Source organism: Thermus aquaticus, from assembly GCF_001280255.1.
GTDB lineage: Bacteria > Deinococcota > Deinococci > Deinococcales > Thermaceae > Thermus > Thermus aquaticus.
The window spans coordinates 1,835,982-1,849,730 of sequence record NZ_LHCI01000106.1 but is presented as its reverse complement, the minus strand read 5'-3'; the positions used below and the strand labels follow the sequence as shown (position 1 = coordinate 1,849,730).

Genomic DNA, 13,749 nt, shown 5'->3' with positions numbered 1-13,749 from the left:
CTTCCTCCTATCTGGGCTCCTCAGGCCATTCGGCCAGGGTGGCGCGGAAGGTGCCCAGGGTGAGGCGCTTCTCCAGGGAGCCCACCTGGAAGACCACCTCGTCCCCTTCCACCCGGAGGATCCTCCCCACGAAGCCCTCCGGGCCCGGGACCTTGGCCTTTAGCCCCTGGAAGCGCTCAAAGTGGCGGCGGGTGAAAAGGGGCCTTTTGGGACCTGGGGACTCCACCAGAAGGCGGTAGCTCCCGGGGATGGGGTCCTCCCGGTCCAAGACCGCCTCAATGTGGCGGCTGGCCCGCTCCAGATCGGCCACGGTGATGGGCTTCTCGTCCTTGCGCTCAAGCCGCACCAGGACCTCTCCCGGGGCCTCCTTGACCTCTAGGACCTCGAGGTCCAAAGGTTCCACCGCTTCTTCCACCAACCGCCAAAGGTCCACCCGGCACCTCCTGCTGGCCCCCTTCACAAAGGAAGGGTGGGCTTACACCCACCCCCCTCCCTTGGGAGCACTGGCCCCAGTGTACACCCAAGGGGGCCTTGACCACAAGGCCTTTAGCCTGATACACTCAAGGTTGCCGGTCCGAGTCCGGCCAAGGCACATGGGGGTGAACGGTCTCGACGGGGGTCGTCGAAGGCAGGGTTGCGCGCCGAGGTGCGGGTGGCCTCGTAGGTACGCCCAAAAGGGCGTGACCGTAAAAACCCGCGAAACCACAAAGGCCAACAAGCCTGCTGCTCTCGCGGCTTAATGACCGCGACCTCGCCCGGTGGCCCTGCCGGGGGCTCACCGGATGCGGGGACACAAACCCGGCTAGCCTGGGGCCACGCCCCCTAACCCCAGGCGAAGCGCAAGGGGGCTCGCCCCTGGCCGCCCGTCCGCGGGCTAAGCCAGGGGGACACCTAAAACGCGGACTACGCGCGTAGAGGCCCGCCGTAGAGACCTTCGGACGGGGGTTCAACTCCCCCCACCTCCACCAAAAGGGTGCCGAAAGGCACCTTTTTCTTTTGGCCCCTTGTATGGTAGTATGGCGGTATGGAAAAGACCACGCTGTACCTTCCCCAGAGGTTAAAGCGCCTCTTGGAGATGCGGGCCAGGCAGGAGGGGCGCTCCCAGGCTGAGCTTGTCCGGGAGGCCCTTGAGCGCTACCTCTCCCGGCCCGCATCCAGGTCCTTGGGGGCCGGGGAGGACCCTGAGCTGACGGGGCGTGGCGCCGAGGCCTGGCTGGAGGCGGCCTGGGGCAAGGAGGGGCGTGAACCTTCCTGAAAAGGGCCTCTGGGCCTTGGTTTTGGATACCTCGGCGGTTTTCGCCTGGGTGAACCGCCTGGACCCCGATCACGGCTGGGTGAAGGGGCAGGTGGCCAGATTCCCTGGGCCCCTTGTCCTTCCCGCGGCGATTTTGGCCGAGGTGGGTTATCTTTTGGAAAAGCGCCTGGGGTTGAAGCCTCTGCTGCGCTTTTTGGAGGACCTGGAGGCGGGGTTTTTCCTGGCCCATTGGGATGCGGAGGCTCTGTCCCACGCTCACCGCATGCTTTTGCGTTACCGGGACCTTCCCCTGGGCCTCACCGATGCCCTGGTGGCGGCCACCGGACTCCTGTGGCAGGCCCCGGTGCTGACCCTGGACGCCCACTTTCTGGTCCTGGCCCAGGGGGAGGGGCTGGAAGTGGTCCACCCCCACACTTCCCCCCTTTAGGCCCGGTAGACTGGGTTTGGTGCCTGTGGCACCTCCTTCGGGGCGGGGTGGAAGTCCCCACCGGCGGTGAAAGCCCGCGAAGCCCCTCTGGGGCCCGACCCGGTGGAACTCCGGGGCCGACGGTGAAAGTCCGGATGGGAGAAGGAGGGCGTTTGCGCGACCTGGACGAGCGTTTTTTGCGAAGAGCCCTGCAGATCGCCGAAAGGGCCCGGGGCCACACCCACCCCAACCCTCTGGTGGGGGCGGTGGTGGTGCGGGACGGGGAGATCGTGGGGGAGGGGTACCACCCCAGGGCGGGGGCCCCCCACGCCGAGGCGCTGGCCCTCGAGGCCGCCGGGGAGCGGGCCCGCGGGGCCACGGTGTATGTGAGCCTGGAGCCCTGCGACCACCACGGCCGCACCCCCCCCTGCTCCCTGGCCCTGATCCGGGCGGGGGTGGCCCGGGTGGTCCTGGCGGCCCGGGACCCCAACCCCCTGGCCCAGGGGGGCATGGCCAGGCTCCTTGCGGCCGGGGTGGCGGTGGAGGCGGGGCTATTGGAGCAGGAGGCCCAGGATCAGAACGAGGCCTTCTTCACCGCCCTAAGGAGGGGCCGCCCCTTCGTCCTCCTAAAGGCGGCCCTCACCCTGGACGGGCGGGTGGCCACGCGCCTGGGGGATGCCCGCTACGTCTCCTCCGAGGCGAGCCGCCGGGTGGCCCACGCCTACCGGCAGTGGCTCCCCGCCGTCATGGTGGGGGTGGGGACCGTCCTTCAGGACGACCCCGCCCTCACCGTGCGGGAGCCGGACTTCCGCCCCTTCCCCCTCATGCTGGAGCCCCCGCCCCTCCGGGACCCCCTGAAGGTGGTCCTGGACACCGAGGCCCGCACGCCGCCCACGGCCCGCCTCTTCCGCCCTGGCCCCCGGGGGGAGCGGGCCAGGGTCCTCATCCTGGCGGGGGAGGGGGCCCCCAAGGAGCGGCTTAAGGCCCTAGAGGCCGCCGGGGCCCGGGTGGAGGAGCTTCCCCGGGAGGGGGGGCGGGTGAGCCCGGAAAGGGCCTTGGCCCTTTTGCGGGCGGAGGGGATAGACGGGGTGCTTCTGGAGGGCGGCCCAGGGCTTGCCGGGGCCTTTTTGGCCAGGGGGCTGGTGGACAAGCTGGCCCTCTTCCTGGCCCCCAAGCTTCTGGGGGAGGGGCGGGGCCTTCTTGAGGGCTTTGGCGTGCAGCGGATGGCGGAGGCCCTTAGGCTTCGCCTTCACCGCCGGGAGTGGCTGGGCGATGACCTTTGGCTGGAGGCGTACCTGGAGGGGTGATGTTCACCGGACTGGTAGAGGAAACGGGCGTGGTTCTGGAGGTGCAGGAAGGCCCCTTCCTGAGGGTGCGGATAGGGGCAAAGAAGGTCCTCGAGGACCTGAAGGTGGGGGACTCCATCGCCGTGGACGGGGCCTGCCTCACCGCCGTCGCCGTGGACGGGGAGGGGTTTTGGGTGGAGCTGGCCCAGGAGACCCTGAGGCGCACCGCCCCCACCTGGCGGGTGGGCCACCGCCCCAACCTGGAACGGGCCCTCAAGGTGGGGGACCGCCTGGGCGGCCACTTCGTCACCGGGCACGTGGACGGGGTGGCGGAGCTGGTGGAGGTGCGGGAGGCCCCGGGGGCCAAGGACTACTTCTTTAGGCCCCCTGCGGAGTACGCCCGCTACATCGCCGAGAAGGGGAGCGTGGCCCTGAACGGGGTCTCCCTCACGGTGGCGGGCCTTGCGGGCGAGGCCTTCTTCGTGACCCTCATCCCCCACACCCTGGCCGTGACCAACCTGGGGGGCCTGAGGGTGGGGGATGGGGTGAACCTGGAGGTGGACCTCATCGCCCGGTATCTGGAAAGGCTTGTGGGGAGGGCGTGATGGAGGGACTTGCGGGCGTCAAGGAACTCTTAGAGGAACTCCGCCAGGGCCGCCCGGTGATCCTGGTGGACGACGAGGACCGGGAGAACGAGGGCGACCTCATCATGGCGGCGGAGCACGTGACCCCGGAGTGGGTGAACTTCATGCTCCGGGAGTGCCGGGGCCTCCTCTGCGTGGCCATGCCGGAGGAGCGGGCCAAGGCCCTGGACCTTCCCCTCATGGTGGAAAGGAACCAGGACCCTCAGGGGACCCGCTTCACGGTGAGCGTGGACGCCCGGGGCACCACCACCGGCATCTCCGCCTTTGAGCGGGCGGCCACCATCCGGCTTCTGGCCGATCCCGAGGCCAGGCCCCAGGACTTCCGCCGCCCGGGGCACGTCTTCCCCTTGGTGGCCAGGCCCGGGGGAGTCCTGCGCCGGGCCGGGCACACCGAGGCCACGGTGGACCTCCTGCGCCTGGCGGGCTTAACCCCGGTGGGAAGCCTCATTGAGATCCTCAAGGAGGACGGCACCATGGCCCGCCTGCCCGACCTCTTGGAGTTCGCCAGGAGGCACGGCCTCAAGGTGGGGACCATCGCCGACCTCATCCGCTACCGGCTTCTGAAGGGCGACCTCTACGTGCGCCGGGAGGCCGAGGCCACGCTTCCCACCCGATTCGGGGAGTTTCGCATCCTGGGCTACCGGGACACCCTCACGGGGGAGGAGCACGCCGCCTTGGTCATGGGGAGCTGGGACCCCGAGGAGCCCGTCTTGGTGCGCATGCACTCGGAGTGCCTCACCGGGGACGCCCTCCACTCCCTGAGGTGCGACTGCGGCTTCCAAAGGGACCTGGCCATGGAGCGGATCGCCCAGGAGGGCAAGGGGGTCCTGGTCTACCTGAGGCAGGAGGGGCGGGGGATTGGCCTCGTCAACAAGATCCGGGCCTACCACCTCCAGGACCAGGGCCTGGACACGGTGGAGGCCAACCTGGCCCTGGGCTTTCCCCCGGACCTAAGGGACTACGGGGTGGGGGCCCAGATCCTCTACGACCTGGGGGTACGGAAGATGCGCCTTCTCACCAACAACCCGAGAAAGGTGAAGGCCCTTTCCGGCTTCGGCATAGAGATCGTGGAGCGCGTCCCCTTAAGGGCCGGGGACAACCCCCACAACGAGCGCTACCTCCAGGCCAAGAAGGAGAAGCTGGGCCACTGGATGGACTGAGGCCGTGGGCAGGGTCCCGGTTTTGCGGGGGCTTGTTCTTCTCCTCCTTCTCCTTGCGGCCTTGGACCCGAGGCTTCCCCTGCCGGGCCGGGTGGTCTACCTCCTGGACTTCTCCCCCTCGGCGAGGGAGGGCGTCTTCGCCCTGGCCGGGCGCCTTCCCCGGGAGGCCACCTACGTGGCCTTCGCCGAGCGGGCGGTCCTTTTGCCCTCTCCCACGGCCAGGCGGCTGGACCTGGGGGAGAGGACGGACCTGAGGGCGGCCTTCCAGGAGGCCCTGAGGCTCCGGCCAAGCCGGGTGGTCCTGGTCTCCGACGGCCTTTTTTCCCCTGTCCCCCCGCCCTTTCCTTTGGACGCCCTCTACGTCCCCCCCAAGGCCCACGTGGACCTGCGCCTGGTCCCGCCCCCTTACCCCTTTTTGGGGGAGACCGTGGGGGTGGGGGTGGTCCTCGAGGCCCCCCGCCCCGCCGAGGCCCGCCTCCGGGTGGAGGGCCCGGCGGGCCCTTGGGAGCGGCGGCTTCGGGTGGAGGGGCGGCGGGTCCTCACCTACGCCTTTCCCCTGACGGGGGAGGCGGAGGTGCGGGCCGTGGCGGAAGGTCCTTGGGGAAGGAGCGAGGCCAAAGCCCGCCTGGCCCCCGCCGACCGCGCCAGGGCCCTGGTCCTGGGGGACCCCGCCCTCGCCCGGTACCTGGAGGCCCAGGGCTTTTTGGTGGAGGAGGCCTTCCGGCTTCCCCTGGAGGCGGACCTGGTGGCCGTGGGCCTGGGGGTCCTGGACCTGCCCCCGGGGGCCCCAGAAGCCCTCAGGGACTACCTGCGCCGGGGGGGCGGCCTCCTCTTCACCGCCACCCCCAAGGGCCTCTTCTTTGGCGGCTGGGACCGGGCCCTGCCGGAGGACCTTCCCCTGAAGCCCCTGGGGCGGAAGGGGGCGGCTTTGGTCCTGGTGCTGGACGTCTCGGGGAGCATGGAGGGGGAGAAGCTGGCCATGGCGGTGGCGGGGGCTTTGGAGCTCGTCAGAAGCGCCGCCCCTGAGGACTACCTGGGGGTGGTCCTCTTTAGCTCCAGTCCCAGGGTCCTCTTTCCCCCCAGGCCCATGACCGCCCAGGGCAAGAAGGAGGCGGAAAGCCTCCTCCTCTCCCTGCGGGCGGGTGGGGGGACGGTCCTGGGCGGGGCCTTCCGCGAGGCCCTCCGCCTCCTTGAGGATGTGCCCGTGGAGCGGAAGGCGGTCTTGGTACTCACGGACGGCCTCATCGCCGACCCCAAGGAGCCCATCCTGGCCCTGGCCGCCACCGCCGGGGTTGAGGTGAGCGCCCTGGCCCTGGGCCCGGACGCCGACGCCGCCTTCCTCGAGGCCCTGGCCCAAAGGGGCGGGGGGCGGTTCTACCGGGCGGCCACGCCCCAGGAGCTTCCCCGCCTCTTCCTCAAGGAGGGGCAGGAGGTCTTCCAAGGGGAAAGTCTGGAAGGGCGCTTTCCCGTGGAGGCCCTCTCCCACCCCCTCACCGAGGGCTTCGCCTTCCCGCCCCTCTCCGTGCTTCTCCCTGCCCGGGCCGAGCCCTGGGCCCAGGTGGTCCTAAAGAGCGGGGACCGGGCCCTCCTGGCCCTGGGGGAGCGGGGGGAGGGGAGGGTGGCCGCCCTGGCCACCGACCTCTCCCGCTCCTGGAAGGGCTGGGAGGGGGCCGCCCCCTTCCTGGGGGGCCTGGCCCGCTACCTGGCCGGGGGGCAGAGGGCCCTGGCCCTTTACGCCTACCCCGAGGGGGAGGGGGTGCGGGCGGTGGTCCTGGGCCGCCTCGAGGCTCCCCAGGTTCTGGTGGGCGGGAAGGAGGTTCCCTTGGTGCCCACGGGGCCCCTCAGGTACGAGGCCGTCCTCCGGGAGGAAGGCGTTTTGCTTTCGGGAAAGCTCCGCCTCCCCCTGGCCCTTCCCCTCCCCGGGGAGTGGACCCCAAGGGACGGGGAGGGGAACCTAAAGGCCCTGGCCGAGGGGAGCGGGGGGCGGCTCCTCACCCTGGAAGAGCTTCCCAGAAGGGCCACCGCTTCCCTTCCCCTTAGGCCCTACCTGCTGGCCCTGGCCCTGGTCCTCTTCTTGCTGGAGAGGGTTTGGGAGGGGCGGGTGGGCCGGGTCACATTCTGGGAGGCCTCCCAGGCGTAGCCTCTTGCTCAAGGGGGCAAGCATGAAGCGCAGAACCTTTATCCAGGCCACGGGAGGCCTTTTGTTTTCGGGGCTGTTCCTCGGGGGGCAAGCCCAAGGGCGGTCTCCTAAGGGGGTGAATGGGGGTGGGTTTTACCGGTTTTCCCTAGGTGGCGTGGCCGCCATCGTCCTTTCCGACGGGCAGTCGCCTCCTGGGCCTCTACTGCCCAACTGGGGGGCTAACCCGGAGCTCCAGGAGGCCTTCCGCCGCACCTTGGAGGAAAACTTCCTGAACCCCGAGGCCACCCGCAACAACTTTAACCCCGTGCTTTTGGACCTGGGGGAGGCCCGGCTTTTGGTGGACACGGGGCGGGGCGTGGCCGCCGGCGGGCGGCTCCTCGCCCATTTGGAGCTGGCGGGCTACGCTCCCGAGGACATCACCCACGTCTTCCTCACACACGGCCACCCCGACCACATCGGGGGTTTGGTGGACGGGGAGGGTCGCCCCGCCTTCCCCCGGGCCGCCTACCTTATGGGGGAGGTGGACCTAGACTACTGGCTTAAGAACCCTTCTCCAGCGGTGAACCGTACCCTGGTGCCCCTAAAGGAGCGCATTCGGGCCGTGAAAGAGGGGGAGGAGATCCTCCCCGGCGTGCGCGCGGTGGCCTCCTACGGCCACACCCCGGGGCACATGAGCCTCGAGGTGGCCTCCCAAGGCCAGAAGCTTTTCGTCTTCGGGGACGCCGCTGGGCATTACCTTCTCTCTTTACGCTTTTCTCAGGCTTACCTGGGCTTTGACATGGACAAGGCCGAGGCGGTGCGCACCCGGGCCCGGCTTTTCCAAAGGGTGGCCGAGGAGCGGAGCCTGGTCACCGCCTACCACTTTCCCTGGCCAGCCCTGGGGCGCATCCGACGCCAGGGGGAGGGGTATGAGTTCGTACCCGCCTTTTTTGAGTTCTAAGGGTTCTCATGTGCGCACGTCACACCTTCTTCCCAGGGGCGAACCTAAAATAGACCCATGCTCCACTGGGACGACGAGCTGGAGCGCCGCATGGCCCCCCTTCGGGCCAAGGTAGAGGCGGAGAACCGCAAGATCGCCGAGCTCCAGAGCAAGCTCGTCCACGCCGAGATGGAGGCCCTCCGCCTGGGGTGGTACCTAAGGCGGATGGAGGAGGAGAACCGCCGCCTCCAGGAGATGCTCCAGGCGGCGGCCCTGGGCCAGGCCTGGGGCGGGGAGGGCCTGGACGAGGTCAAGGAGATTCTGGAGCAGGCCTGGCTGGAGCTGGTCCTCATCGCCTCCCCCAAGGCCGAGCCCCTGGGGGCCCTGATCCGCTCCCTGGAGGCGCTTAAGGCCTGGCAAAGCCCTCGGTGATCTGGACAAAAACCGCCTCTCCCCGCACCGTGAGGGTGCCCTCGGCGTAAAGCTCGGTCTCCACCACCACCTTTTTGCCCTTGACCTCCTTGGTCCGCCCCACCAGGAGAAGTTCCGGTCCCAAGGGGGTAGGCTTCAGGTAGTCCACCTTGAGGCTGGCGGTGACGAAGCGCAAGGGGTTTTCCTCCAGGGAAACCCCCTCGGCTTGGGCCTTGGCGGCGGCGGCGGTGGCGGTGGAGTGGCAGTCCACCAAGGAGGCCAAAAGCCCTCCGTAGACGAAGCCGGGGATGGCCGTGTGGTGGGGGCTTGGGGTGAAGCGGGTCTCGCTCTCCCCCTTCTCCTTGTTCCAGTAGGTCTTGATGTGGAGGCCCATGGGGTTGAGGTACCCGCACCCGTAGCAGTGGGCCCACTCCGGTGGGTAGTGGAGCTGGATGGCCTTCATGCCAGTCCCTGGGCCTTCCAGCGCTCGGGCACCGCCCGCTTCAGGAAGTCCACGATCTCCTGGGTGCTGGTGCCGGGGCCGAAGACGGCGGCTACCCCCAGCTCCTTCAGCTTGGGCACGTCCTCATCGGGGATGATGCCTCCGCCGAAAAGGAGGATATCGGAAGCCCCCTGCTCGTCCAGGAGGCGCTTGACCTCGCGGAAGTAGTGCATGTGGGCTCCGGAGAGGATGGAAAGCCCTACGGCGTCCACGTCCTCCTGGATGGCGGCGGAGACGATCATCTCCGGGGTCTGCCGGAGGCCGGTGTAGATGACCTCCATGCCGGCGTCCCGCAGGGCCCGGGCCACCACCTTGGCCCCACGGTCGTGGCCGTCCAGCCCCGGCTTGGCGATAAGCACCCGTATGCGCCTGTTCAGGTCCGCCATGCCAACCCTCCTACACGTAGGCGGGCTCCTGGTAGGTGCCGTAGACCTCCCGCAGGACGTCCATCATCTCCCCCAGGGTGCAGTAAGCTAGGGCGCATTCCACGAAGTGGGGCATGGTGTTCTGGCCCTCCTTGGCCGCCCGGCGGAGGCCTTCCAAGGCCTCGGCCACCCGCCTGGCGTCCCTTTCGCGGCGCACCCGGGCCAGGCGCTCCGCCTGGACCCTTTCCACCTCGGGGTCCACCAGCTGGATGGGGACCTTGAGGGGAATCTCGTCGGTGAAGGCGTTCACCCCCACGATGATGCGCTCCTTGCGCTCCACTTCCTGCTGGTAGCGGTAGCTGGCCTCGGCCAGCTCCCGGAGGAAGTAGCCCTCCTCAATGGCCCGCACCACGCCCCCCATGCGGCGGATCTCCTCAATGATGGCCATGGCCTGGCGCTCCATCTCGTCGGTGAGCCACTCCAGGTAGTAGCTCCCCGCCAGGGGGTCTATAGTGTGGGTGACGCCGGTCTCGTAGGCGATGATCTGCTGGGTGCGGAGGGCGATGGTGGCGCTCTCCTCCGTGGGCAGGGCCAGGGCCTCGTCGTAGGCGTCGGTGTGGAGGCTGTTGGTGCCCCCAAGGACGGCGGCCAAGGCCTGGATGGCTACCCGGGCGATGTTGTTGAGGGGCTGCTGGGCGGTGAGGGAGACCCCGGCGGTCTGGGCGTGGGTGCGGAGGGCCCAGCTCTGGGGGTTCTTGGCCCCATAGCGGTGGCGCATCTCCTTGGCCCAGATGCGCCGGGCAGCGCGGAACTTGGCGATTTCCTCAAAGAAGTCGTTGTGGACGTCAAAGAAGAAGCTGATCCGGGGGGCGAACTCGTCCACGTCCAGGCCCCGCTTGAGGGCGGCCTCCACGTACTCAAAGCCGTCCGCCAGGGTCCAGGCCAGCTCCTGCACCGCCGTGGAGCCCGCCTCGCGGATGTGGTAGCCGGAGACGGAGATGAAGTTCCACTTGGGGACGTTCTTGGGCCCCCACTCAAAGGTGTCAATGACCAGCTTCACGCTGGGCTCGGGGGGGAAGATGAACTCCTTCTGGGCGATGAACTCCTTGAGGATGTCGTTCTGGATGGTGCCGCCCAGCTTCTTCCAGTCGTACCCCCGCTTCTTGGCCACCGCCAGGTACATGGCCCAGATGGCGTTGGCGGGGGAGTTGATGGTCATGGAGGTGGTGACCTCCTCCAGGTTGATGCCGTCAAAGAGGATCTCCATATCGGCGAGGCTGCTGACCGCCACCCCGCACTTCCCCACCTCCCCCTTGGCGAGGGGGTGGTCGGAGTCGTAGCCCATGAGGGTGGGGAGGTCAAAGGCCACGGAAAGCCCCGTCTGCCCCGCCTTCAGGAGCTTCTTGAAGCGCTCGTTGGTCTGCTCGGCGGTGCCGAACCCGGCGAACATGCGCATGGTCCAGAGCTTGGACCGGTACATGGAGCCGTAGACCCCCCGGGTGTAGGGGTACTCGCCGGGGAAGCCCCGCTTCTCCTCGTACTCTGGGTCCAGGACCCCGATGTCCTCCGGGGTGTAGAGGGGCTCGGGGGCGATATCCGAGAGGGTGCGGTGGGCCACGGGCCTCTCCGGCATCTTCTCCAGGCTCTTCCGGTAGGTCTCCCTGAGCCAGTCGTGCTTCTTCCGCATGGGCCCTCCTTGGCCCCTAGTTTACGCTTTTTCGCCCGTGGGGAAAAGAGCGTTACACCACCCCATGCTGGCCCAAGCCAGCATGGGGGCCCCGGCAAAAGGTTCTTGGGGTACTTAGGCCTGGCGCTCGCTTTCCGGCTCCACGTGGATGGTGACGCTAAGCCCGGGGATCTCGGCCTCGAGGGCCTTCTCCAGTCGGTCGCAGAGGGCGTGGGCCTCGGCCACGGTGAGGCTTCCCGGGACCACCAGGTGGAACTCCAAAAAGGCCCGGTGCCCCGCCTTGCGGGTCTTCAGGTCGTGGACCTCCAGGGCCTTGCCCGAGAGTTCCCGGGCGATCAGGGCCTGGATCCGGGCCACCTCCTCTGGGGAGAGGCCCTCGTCCAGAAGGCCCCCCAAGGACTCCCGCACCAGGCGGAAGCCCATGTAGAGGATGTTCGCCGCCACCAGAAGGGCGAGCAGAGGGTCCAGGGCCCAAAAGCCCGTGGCCCAGGCCAGGCCCACCCCCAGGAGGACCCCCAAGGAGGTGAGGACATCGCTTAGGACGTGGTAGCCGTCGGCGGCGAGGGCAGGGGAGCGGAGGGCCTTGCCCAGGGAGATGAGGCGGTAGGCGAGAAGCCCGTTTAGGGTGGAGGCGAGGAGGCTGACCACAAGCCCGGGGCCCAGGTCCTCGAGGGGCGTGGGGTGGAGGAGGCGGGGCAGGGCCTCCTTGGCGATGAAGAAGGCGGCCAGGAGGATGAAGACCCCCTCGAGGACGGCGGAGAGGTACTCGGCCTTGGTGTGGCCGAAGGGGTGGGTGGCATCCGGGGGCCTTGCGGCGAAGCGGATGGCGAAGAGGGCCAGGAGGGCCGCCACCACGTTGACCGTGGACTCCAGGGCGTCGGAGAGGAGGGCCACCGAGCCCGTGAGGCGGTAGGCCAGGGCCTTCAGCCCCAGGACTAGGAGGGCCACAAGCAGGCTGGTCCAGGCCGCCCGCTCCGCCATTAGGCCTCTTCCAGGGCCTCTTCCTCCTTCTTGGGCTTCATCAGGGGGAAGAGGAGGACGTCCCTTAAGGAGGCCTGGTCGGTGAGGAGCATGGCCAGCCGGTCAATCCCCAGGCCCAGCCCCGCCGCCGGGGGCATGCCGTACTCCAGGGCCAGGAGAAAGTCCTCGTCGGGCTCGGGGGCCTCCTCGTCCCCCTCCTTGCGGCGCCTGGCCTGCTCCAAAAAGCGCTCCCGCTGGTCCAAAGGGTCGTTGAGCTCCGAGTAGGCGGGGGCCAGCTCCATCCCCCCGGCGAAGAGGTCCCAGCGCTCCGTGAGGCCTGGCCTTTCCCGGTGCCGTTTGGCCAGGGGGCTTATGGCCAGGGGGAAGTCAAAGACGAAGGTGGGGTCCTGGAGCTCGGGCTCCACGTAGAGGCCAAAAAGTTTGTCCAAGAGCTTGTAGCTGGGTACCTGGGCCAGCTCGGGGTGGTGGGCATCGGCCCAGAGGCGGAGGCGCTCCAGGTCTAAAGGGTCAAAGGGGAGGCCCGCCTTCTCCTTCAGGGCCTCCACGAAGGAGATGCGGCGGAAGGGGGGCTTGAAGTTCAGGATGCGGCCTTGGTAGGGGACCTCGTAGGTGCCGAAGAGGTGGAGGACGAGGCCGGAAAGGAGCTCTTCCACCAAGAGGGCCATGTCCTGGTAGTCGGCGTAGGCCCAGTAGGCCTCCAGCATGGTGAACTCGGGGTTGTGGTTGTGGTCTATCCCCTCGTTGCGGAAGACCCGGCCGATCTCAAAGACCTTCTCGTAGCCGCCCACCAGGAGGCGCTTCAGGTAAAGCTCCAGGGAGATCCTGAGGAAGAACTCGTGGTCCAGGGCGTTGTGGTAGGTCTTGAAGGGCCTGGCCTCGGCCCCGCCGGTGGTGGCCTGGAGGATGGGGGTTTCCACCTCCAAGAAGCCCCGGTCCTCAAAGAAGCGGCGGATGTAGCGCACCATCTCCGAGCGCCTCCTGAAGACCTCCCGGACCTCGGGGTTCACGATCAGGTCCAGGTAGCGCTGGCGGTAGCGCACCTCCTTGTCCTTGAGGCCGTGCCACTTGTCGGGCAGGGGGTGGAGGCTTTTCACCAGGGGGGTCCAGGAGAGGACCTTGACCGTGACCTCCCCGGTCTTGGTGGTGAAGAGGGGGCCCTTGACCCCCAGGATGTCCCCCACGTCCAGCTTCTTCAGAAGCTCGTAGCGGGGGGTCAGGTCCTTTTGGAAGTAGAGCTGGATCCGGCCACTTTCGTCCAGGAGGTGGGCGAAGGTGACCTTGCCCATGCGCCGAATGGCCACCACCCGCCCCGCCAGGGCCACCTCCTCCGGCCACTCGGTCTCCGGAGGGGCCCCGGCCTTGGCCTCGAGGATGGCCCTGGCGCTATGGGTCTTGGGGAAGCGGTAGGGGTAGGGCTCAAACCCCGCCTCTACCAGGGCTTCCAGGTTCAGAAGGCGCTGGCGCGTTTGCTCGTTCATCCGTGGACCGCCACCACCCGGAACTCCTTCTTGCCCTTGGGGGTATCCAGGGAGAGGACATCCCCCACCCGGTGGCCCAGGAGGGCCTTGCCCATGGGCGAGGCGTCGGAGATCTTCATGGGGTTTTCCAGGACGCTGGCCTCGGCGGGGGAGACCACCTGGACCGAAAGGCGCTCCCCCGTGGCGGGGTCTTCCAGCTCCACCACCGAGCCCAGGCCGATGACCTCGCCGGTGCCCTCCTCCAGGATCACCGCCCGGGAGAGCACGTCCTCCAGGCTGTCAATGCGGGCCTCAATGCGGGCCTTTTCCTGCTTGGCCGCCTCCAGCCCCGAGTCGTCGTAGTCGTCGCTGGACTCCATGAGCTCCTGCAGGATCTTGGTGGCCTCCTGGAGGCGCTCCCTCTCCTGCTCCAGCTGCTTCATGAGCCGCTCGTAGCCGGCCTTGGTTAGCTTCACCTCGCGCGCCATAGCTCACCTCGTAAGTCATGGAGGCCGGCCAAAGCCGACCTCCCTGGC

General features: G+C 68.4%; 15 protein-coding genes, 1 other RNA gene and 1 riboswitch. Of the genes, 9 read left to right on the top strand and 7 right to left on the bottom strand.

The annotated features are described in order from the left end of the window. Positions 1-7: 7 nt before the first annotated feature. Entirely contained in the window at positions 8-433 is a 426-nt protein-coding gene (gene rimP / locus BVI061214_RS10800) for a ribosome maturation factor RimP (protein WP_053768662.1), read from the bottom strand. Between the two features lie 162 nt (positions 434-595). Between rimP and ssrA the strand changes: the two genes are divergently transcribed. The 9 genes from ssrA (at position 596) to BVI061214_RS10760 (ending at position 8,242) form a co-directional block, all read left to right on the top strand. Further along, positions 596-968: a transfer-messenger RNA gene (gene ssrA / locus BVI061214_RS12670) on the top strand. Between the two features lie 56 nt (positions 969-1,024). Further along, entirely contained in the window at positions 1,025-1,255 is a 231-nt protein-coding gene (locus BVI061214_RS10795) for a ribbon-helix-helix domain-containing protein (protein WP_053768378.1), read from the top strand. After that, positions 1,242-1,682: a type II toxin-antitoxin system VapC family toxin gene (locus BVI061214_RS10790; RefSeq protein ID WP_248841763.1), complete on the top strand. Its 441-nt coding sequence runs from the start codon at positions 1,242-1,244 to the stop codon at positions 1,680-1,682. The genes BVI061214_RS10795 and BVI061214_RS10790 overlap by 14 nt, the downstream gene beginning before the upstream one ends. Before the next feature lie 29 nt (positions 1,683-1,711). After that, a riboswitch (FMN riboswitch) is annotated at positions 1,712-1,832 on the top strand. Between the two features lie 2 nt (positions 1,833-1,834). Continuing rightward, on the top strand, positions 1,835-2,968 hold the full coding sequence (gene ribD, locus BVI061214_RS10785; protein WP_082333151.1) for a bifunctional diaminohydroxyphosphoribosylaminopyrimidine deaminase/5-amino-6-(5-phosphoribosylamino)uracil reductase RibD: 1,134 nt from the start codon (positions 1,835-1,837) through the stop codon (positions 2,966-2,968). Further along, complete coding sequence (locus BVI061214_RS10780; RefSeq protein ID WP_053768376.1) at positions 2,968-3,552, top strand: riboflavin synthase; 585 nt, start codon at positions 2,968-2,970, stop codon at positions 3,550-3,552. The genes ribD and BVI061214_RS10780 overlap by 1 nt, the downstream gene beginning before the upstream one ends. Continuing rightward, the gene (locus BVI061214_RS10775) at positions 3,552-4,751 is read left to right on the top strand and encodes a bifunctional 3,4-dihydroxy-2-butanone-4-phosphate synthase/GTP cyclohydrolase II (protein WP_053768375.1); all 1,200 of its coding nucleotides are present in this window, start codon (positions 3,552-3,554) and stop codon (positions 4,749-4,751) included. The genes BVI061214_RS10780 and BVI061214_RS10775 overlap by 1 nt, the downstream gene beginning before the upstream one ends. 4 nt (positions 4,752-4,755) lie before the next feature. Beyond that, a complete protein-coding gene (locus BVI061214_RS10770; protein ID WP_053768374.1) occupies positions 4,756-6,891 on the top strand; it encodes a vWA domain-containing protein in 2,136 nt (711 codons plus the stop codon). Positions 6,892-6,913: 22 nt separating this feature from the next. Continuing rightward, positions 6,914-7,831 (top strand): MBL fold metallo-hydrolase, encoded by a 918-nt coding sequence (locus BVI061214_RS10765; protein ID WP_082333150.1) that lies wholly within the window; start codon positions 6,914-6,916, stop codon positions 7,829-7,831. Positions 7,832-7,888: 57 nt separating this feature from the next. Next, positions 7,889-8,242, top strand: a complete 354-nt coding sequence (locus BVI061214_RS10760; protein WP_053768373.1) for a hypothetical protein — start codon at positions 7,889-7,891, stop codon at positions 8,240-8,242. Here the strand turns inward: BVI061214_RS10760 and BVI061214_RS10755 are convergent. The 6 genes from BVI061214_RS10755 to BVI061214_RS10730 form a co-directional block, all read right to left on the bottom strand. Beyond that, the gene (locus tag BVI061214_RS10755; RefSeq protein ID WP_053768372.1) at positions 8,217-8,684 is read right to left on the bottom strand and encodes a PaaI family thioesterase; all 468 of its coding nucleotides are present in this window, start codon (positions 8,682-8,684) and stop codon (positions 8,217-8,219) included. The genes BVI061214_RS10760 and BVI061214_RS10755 overlap by 26 nt on opposite strands. Then, positions 8,681-9,109: a cobalamin B12-binding domain-containing protein gene (locus tag BVI061214_RS10750; RefSeq protein ID WP_156303262.1), complete on the bottom strand. Its 429-nt coding sequence runs from the start codon at positions 9,107-9,109 to the stop codon at positions 8,681-8,683. The genes BVI061214_RS10755 and BVI061214_RS10750 overlap by 4 nt, the downstream gene beginning before the upstream one ends. Before the next feature lie 10 nt (positions 9,110-9,119). Then, positions 9,120-10,775 carry an acyl-CoA mutase large subunit family protein gene (locus BVI061214_RS10745; RefSeq protein WP_053768371.1) on the bottom strand — a complete coding sequence of 552 codons (1,656 nt, stop codon included), beginning with the start codon at positions 10,773-10,775 and terminating at the stop codon, positions 9,120-9,122. A gap of 114 nt (positions 10,776-10,889) precedes the next feature. Beyond that, complete coding sequence (locus BVI061214_RS10740; RefSeq protein WP_053768370.1) at positions 10,890-11,756, bottom strand: cation diffusion facilitator family transporter; 867 nt, start codon at positions 11,754-11,756, stop codon at positions 10,890-10,892. Further along, positions 11,756-13,234: a lysine--tRNA ligase gene (gene lysS / locus BVI061214_RS10735; protein ID WP_053768369.1), complete on the bottom strand. Its 1,479-nt coding sequence runs from the start codon at positions 13,232-13,234 to the stop codon at positions 11,756-11,758. The genes BVI061214_RS10740 and lysS overlap by 1 nt, the downstream gene beginning before the upstream one ends. Continuing rightward, positions 13,231-13,701: a GreA/GreB family elongation factor gene (locus BVI061214_RS10730; protein WP_053768368.1), complete on the bottom strand. Its 471-nt coding sequence runs from the start codon at positions 13,699-13,701 to the stop codon at positions 13,231-13,233. Before BVI061214_RS10730 ends, lysS begins: the two co-directional genes overlap by 4 nt. Positions 13,702-13,749: the final 48 nt, after the last annotated feature.

Coding starts and splice junctions, on each gene's coding strand:
- BVI061214_RS10795 (WP_053768378.1), top strand. CDS start 1,025: ATGGAAAAGACCACGCTGTACCTTCCCCAGAGGTTAAAGCGCCTCTTG.
- BVI061214_RS10780 (WP_053768376.1), top strand. CDS start 2,968: ATGTTCACCGGACTGGTAGAGGAAACGGGCGTGGTTCTGGAGGTGCAG.
- BVI061214_RS10775 (WP_053768375.1), top strand. CDS start 3,552: ATGGAGGGACTTGCGGGCGTCAAGGAACTCTTAGAGGAACTCCGCCAG.
- BVI061214_RS10765 (WP_082333150.1), top strand. CDS start 6,914: ATGAAGCGCAGAACCTTTATCCAGGCCACGGGAGGCCTTTTGTTTTCG.
- BVI061214_RS10760 (WP_053768373.1), top strand. CDS start 7,889: ATGCTCCACTGGGACGACGAGCTGGAGCGCCGCATGGCCCCCCTTCGG.
- BVI061214_RS10755 (WP_053768372.1), bottom strand. CDS start 8,684: ATGAAGGCCATCCAGCTCCACTACCCACCGGAGTGGGCCCACTGCTAC.
- BVI061214_RS10750 (WP_156303262.1), bottom strand. CDS start 9,109: ATGGCGGACCTGAACAGGCGCATACGGGTGCTTATCGCCAAGCCGGGG.
- BVI061214_RS10745 (WP_053768371.1), bottom strand. CDS start 10,775: ATGCGGAAGAAGCACGACTGGCTCAGGGAGACCTACCGGAAGAGCCTG.
- BVI061214_RS10740 (WP_053768370.1), bottom strand. CDS start 11,756: ATGGCGGAGCGGGCGGCCTGGACCAGCCTGCTTGTGGCCCTCCTAGTC.
- lysS (WP_053768369.1), bottom strand. CDS start 13,234: ATGAACGAGCAAACGCGCCAGCGCCTTCTGAACCTGGAAGCCCTGGTA.
- BVI061214_RS10730 (WP_053768368.1), bottom strand. CDS start 13,701: ATGGCGCGCGAGGTGAAGCTAACCAAGGCCGGCTACGAGCGGCTCATG.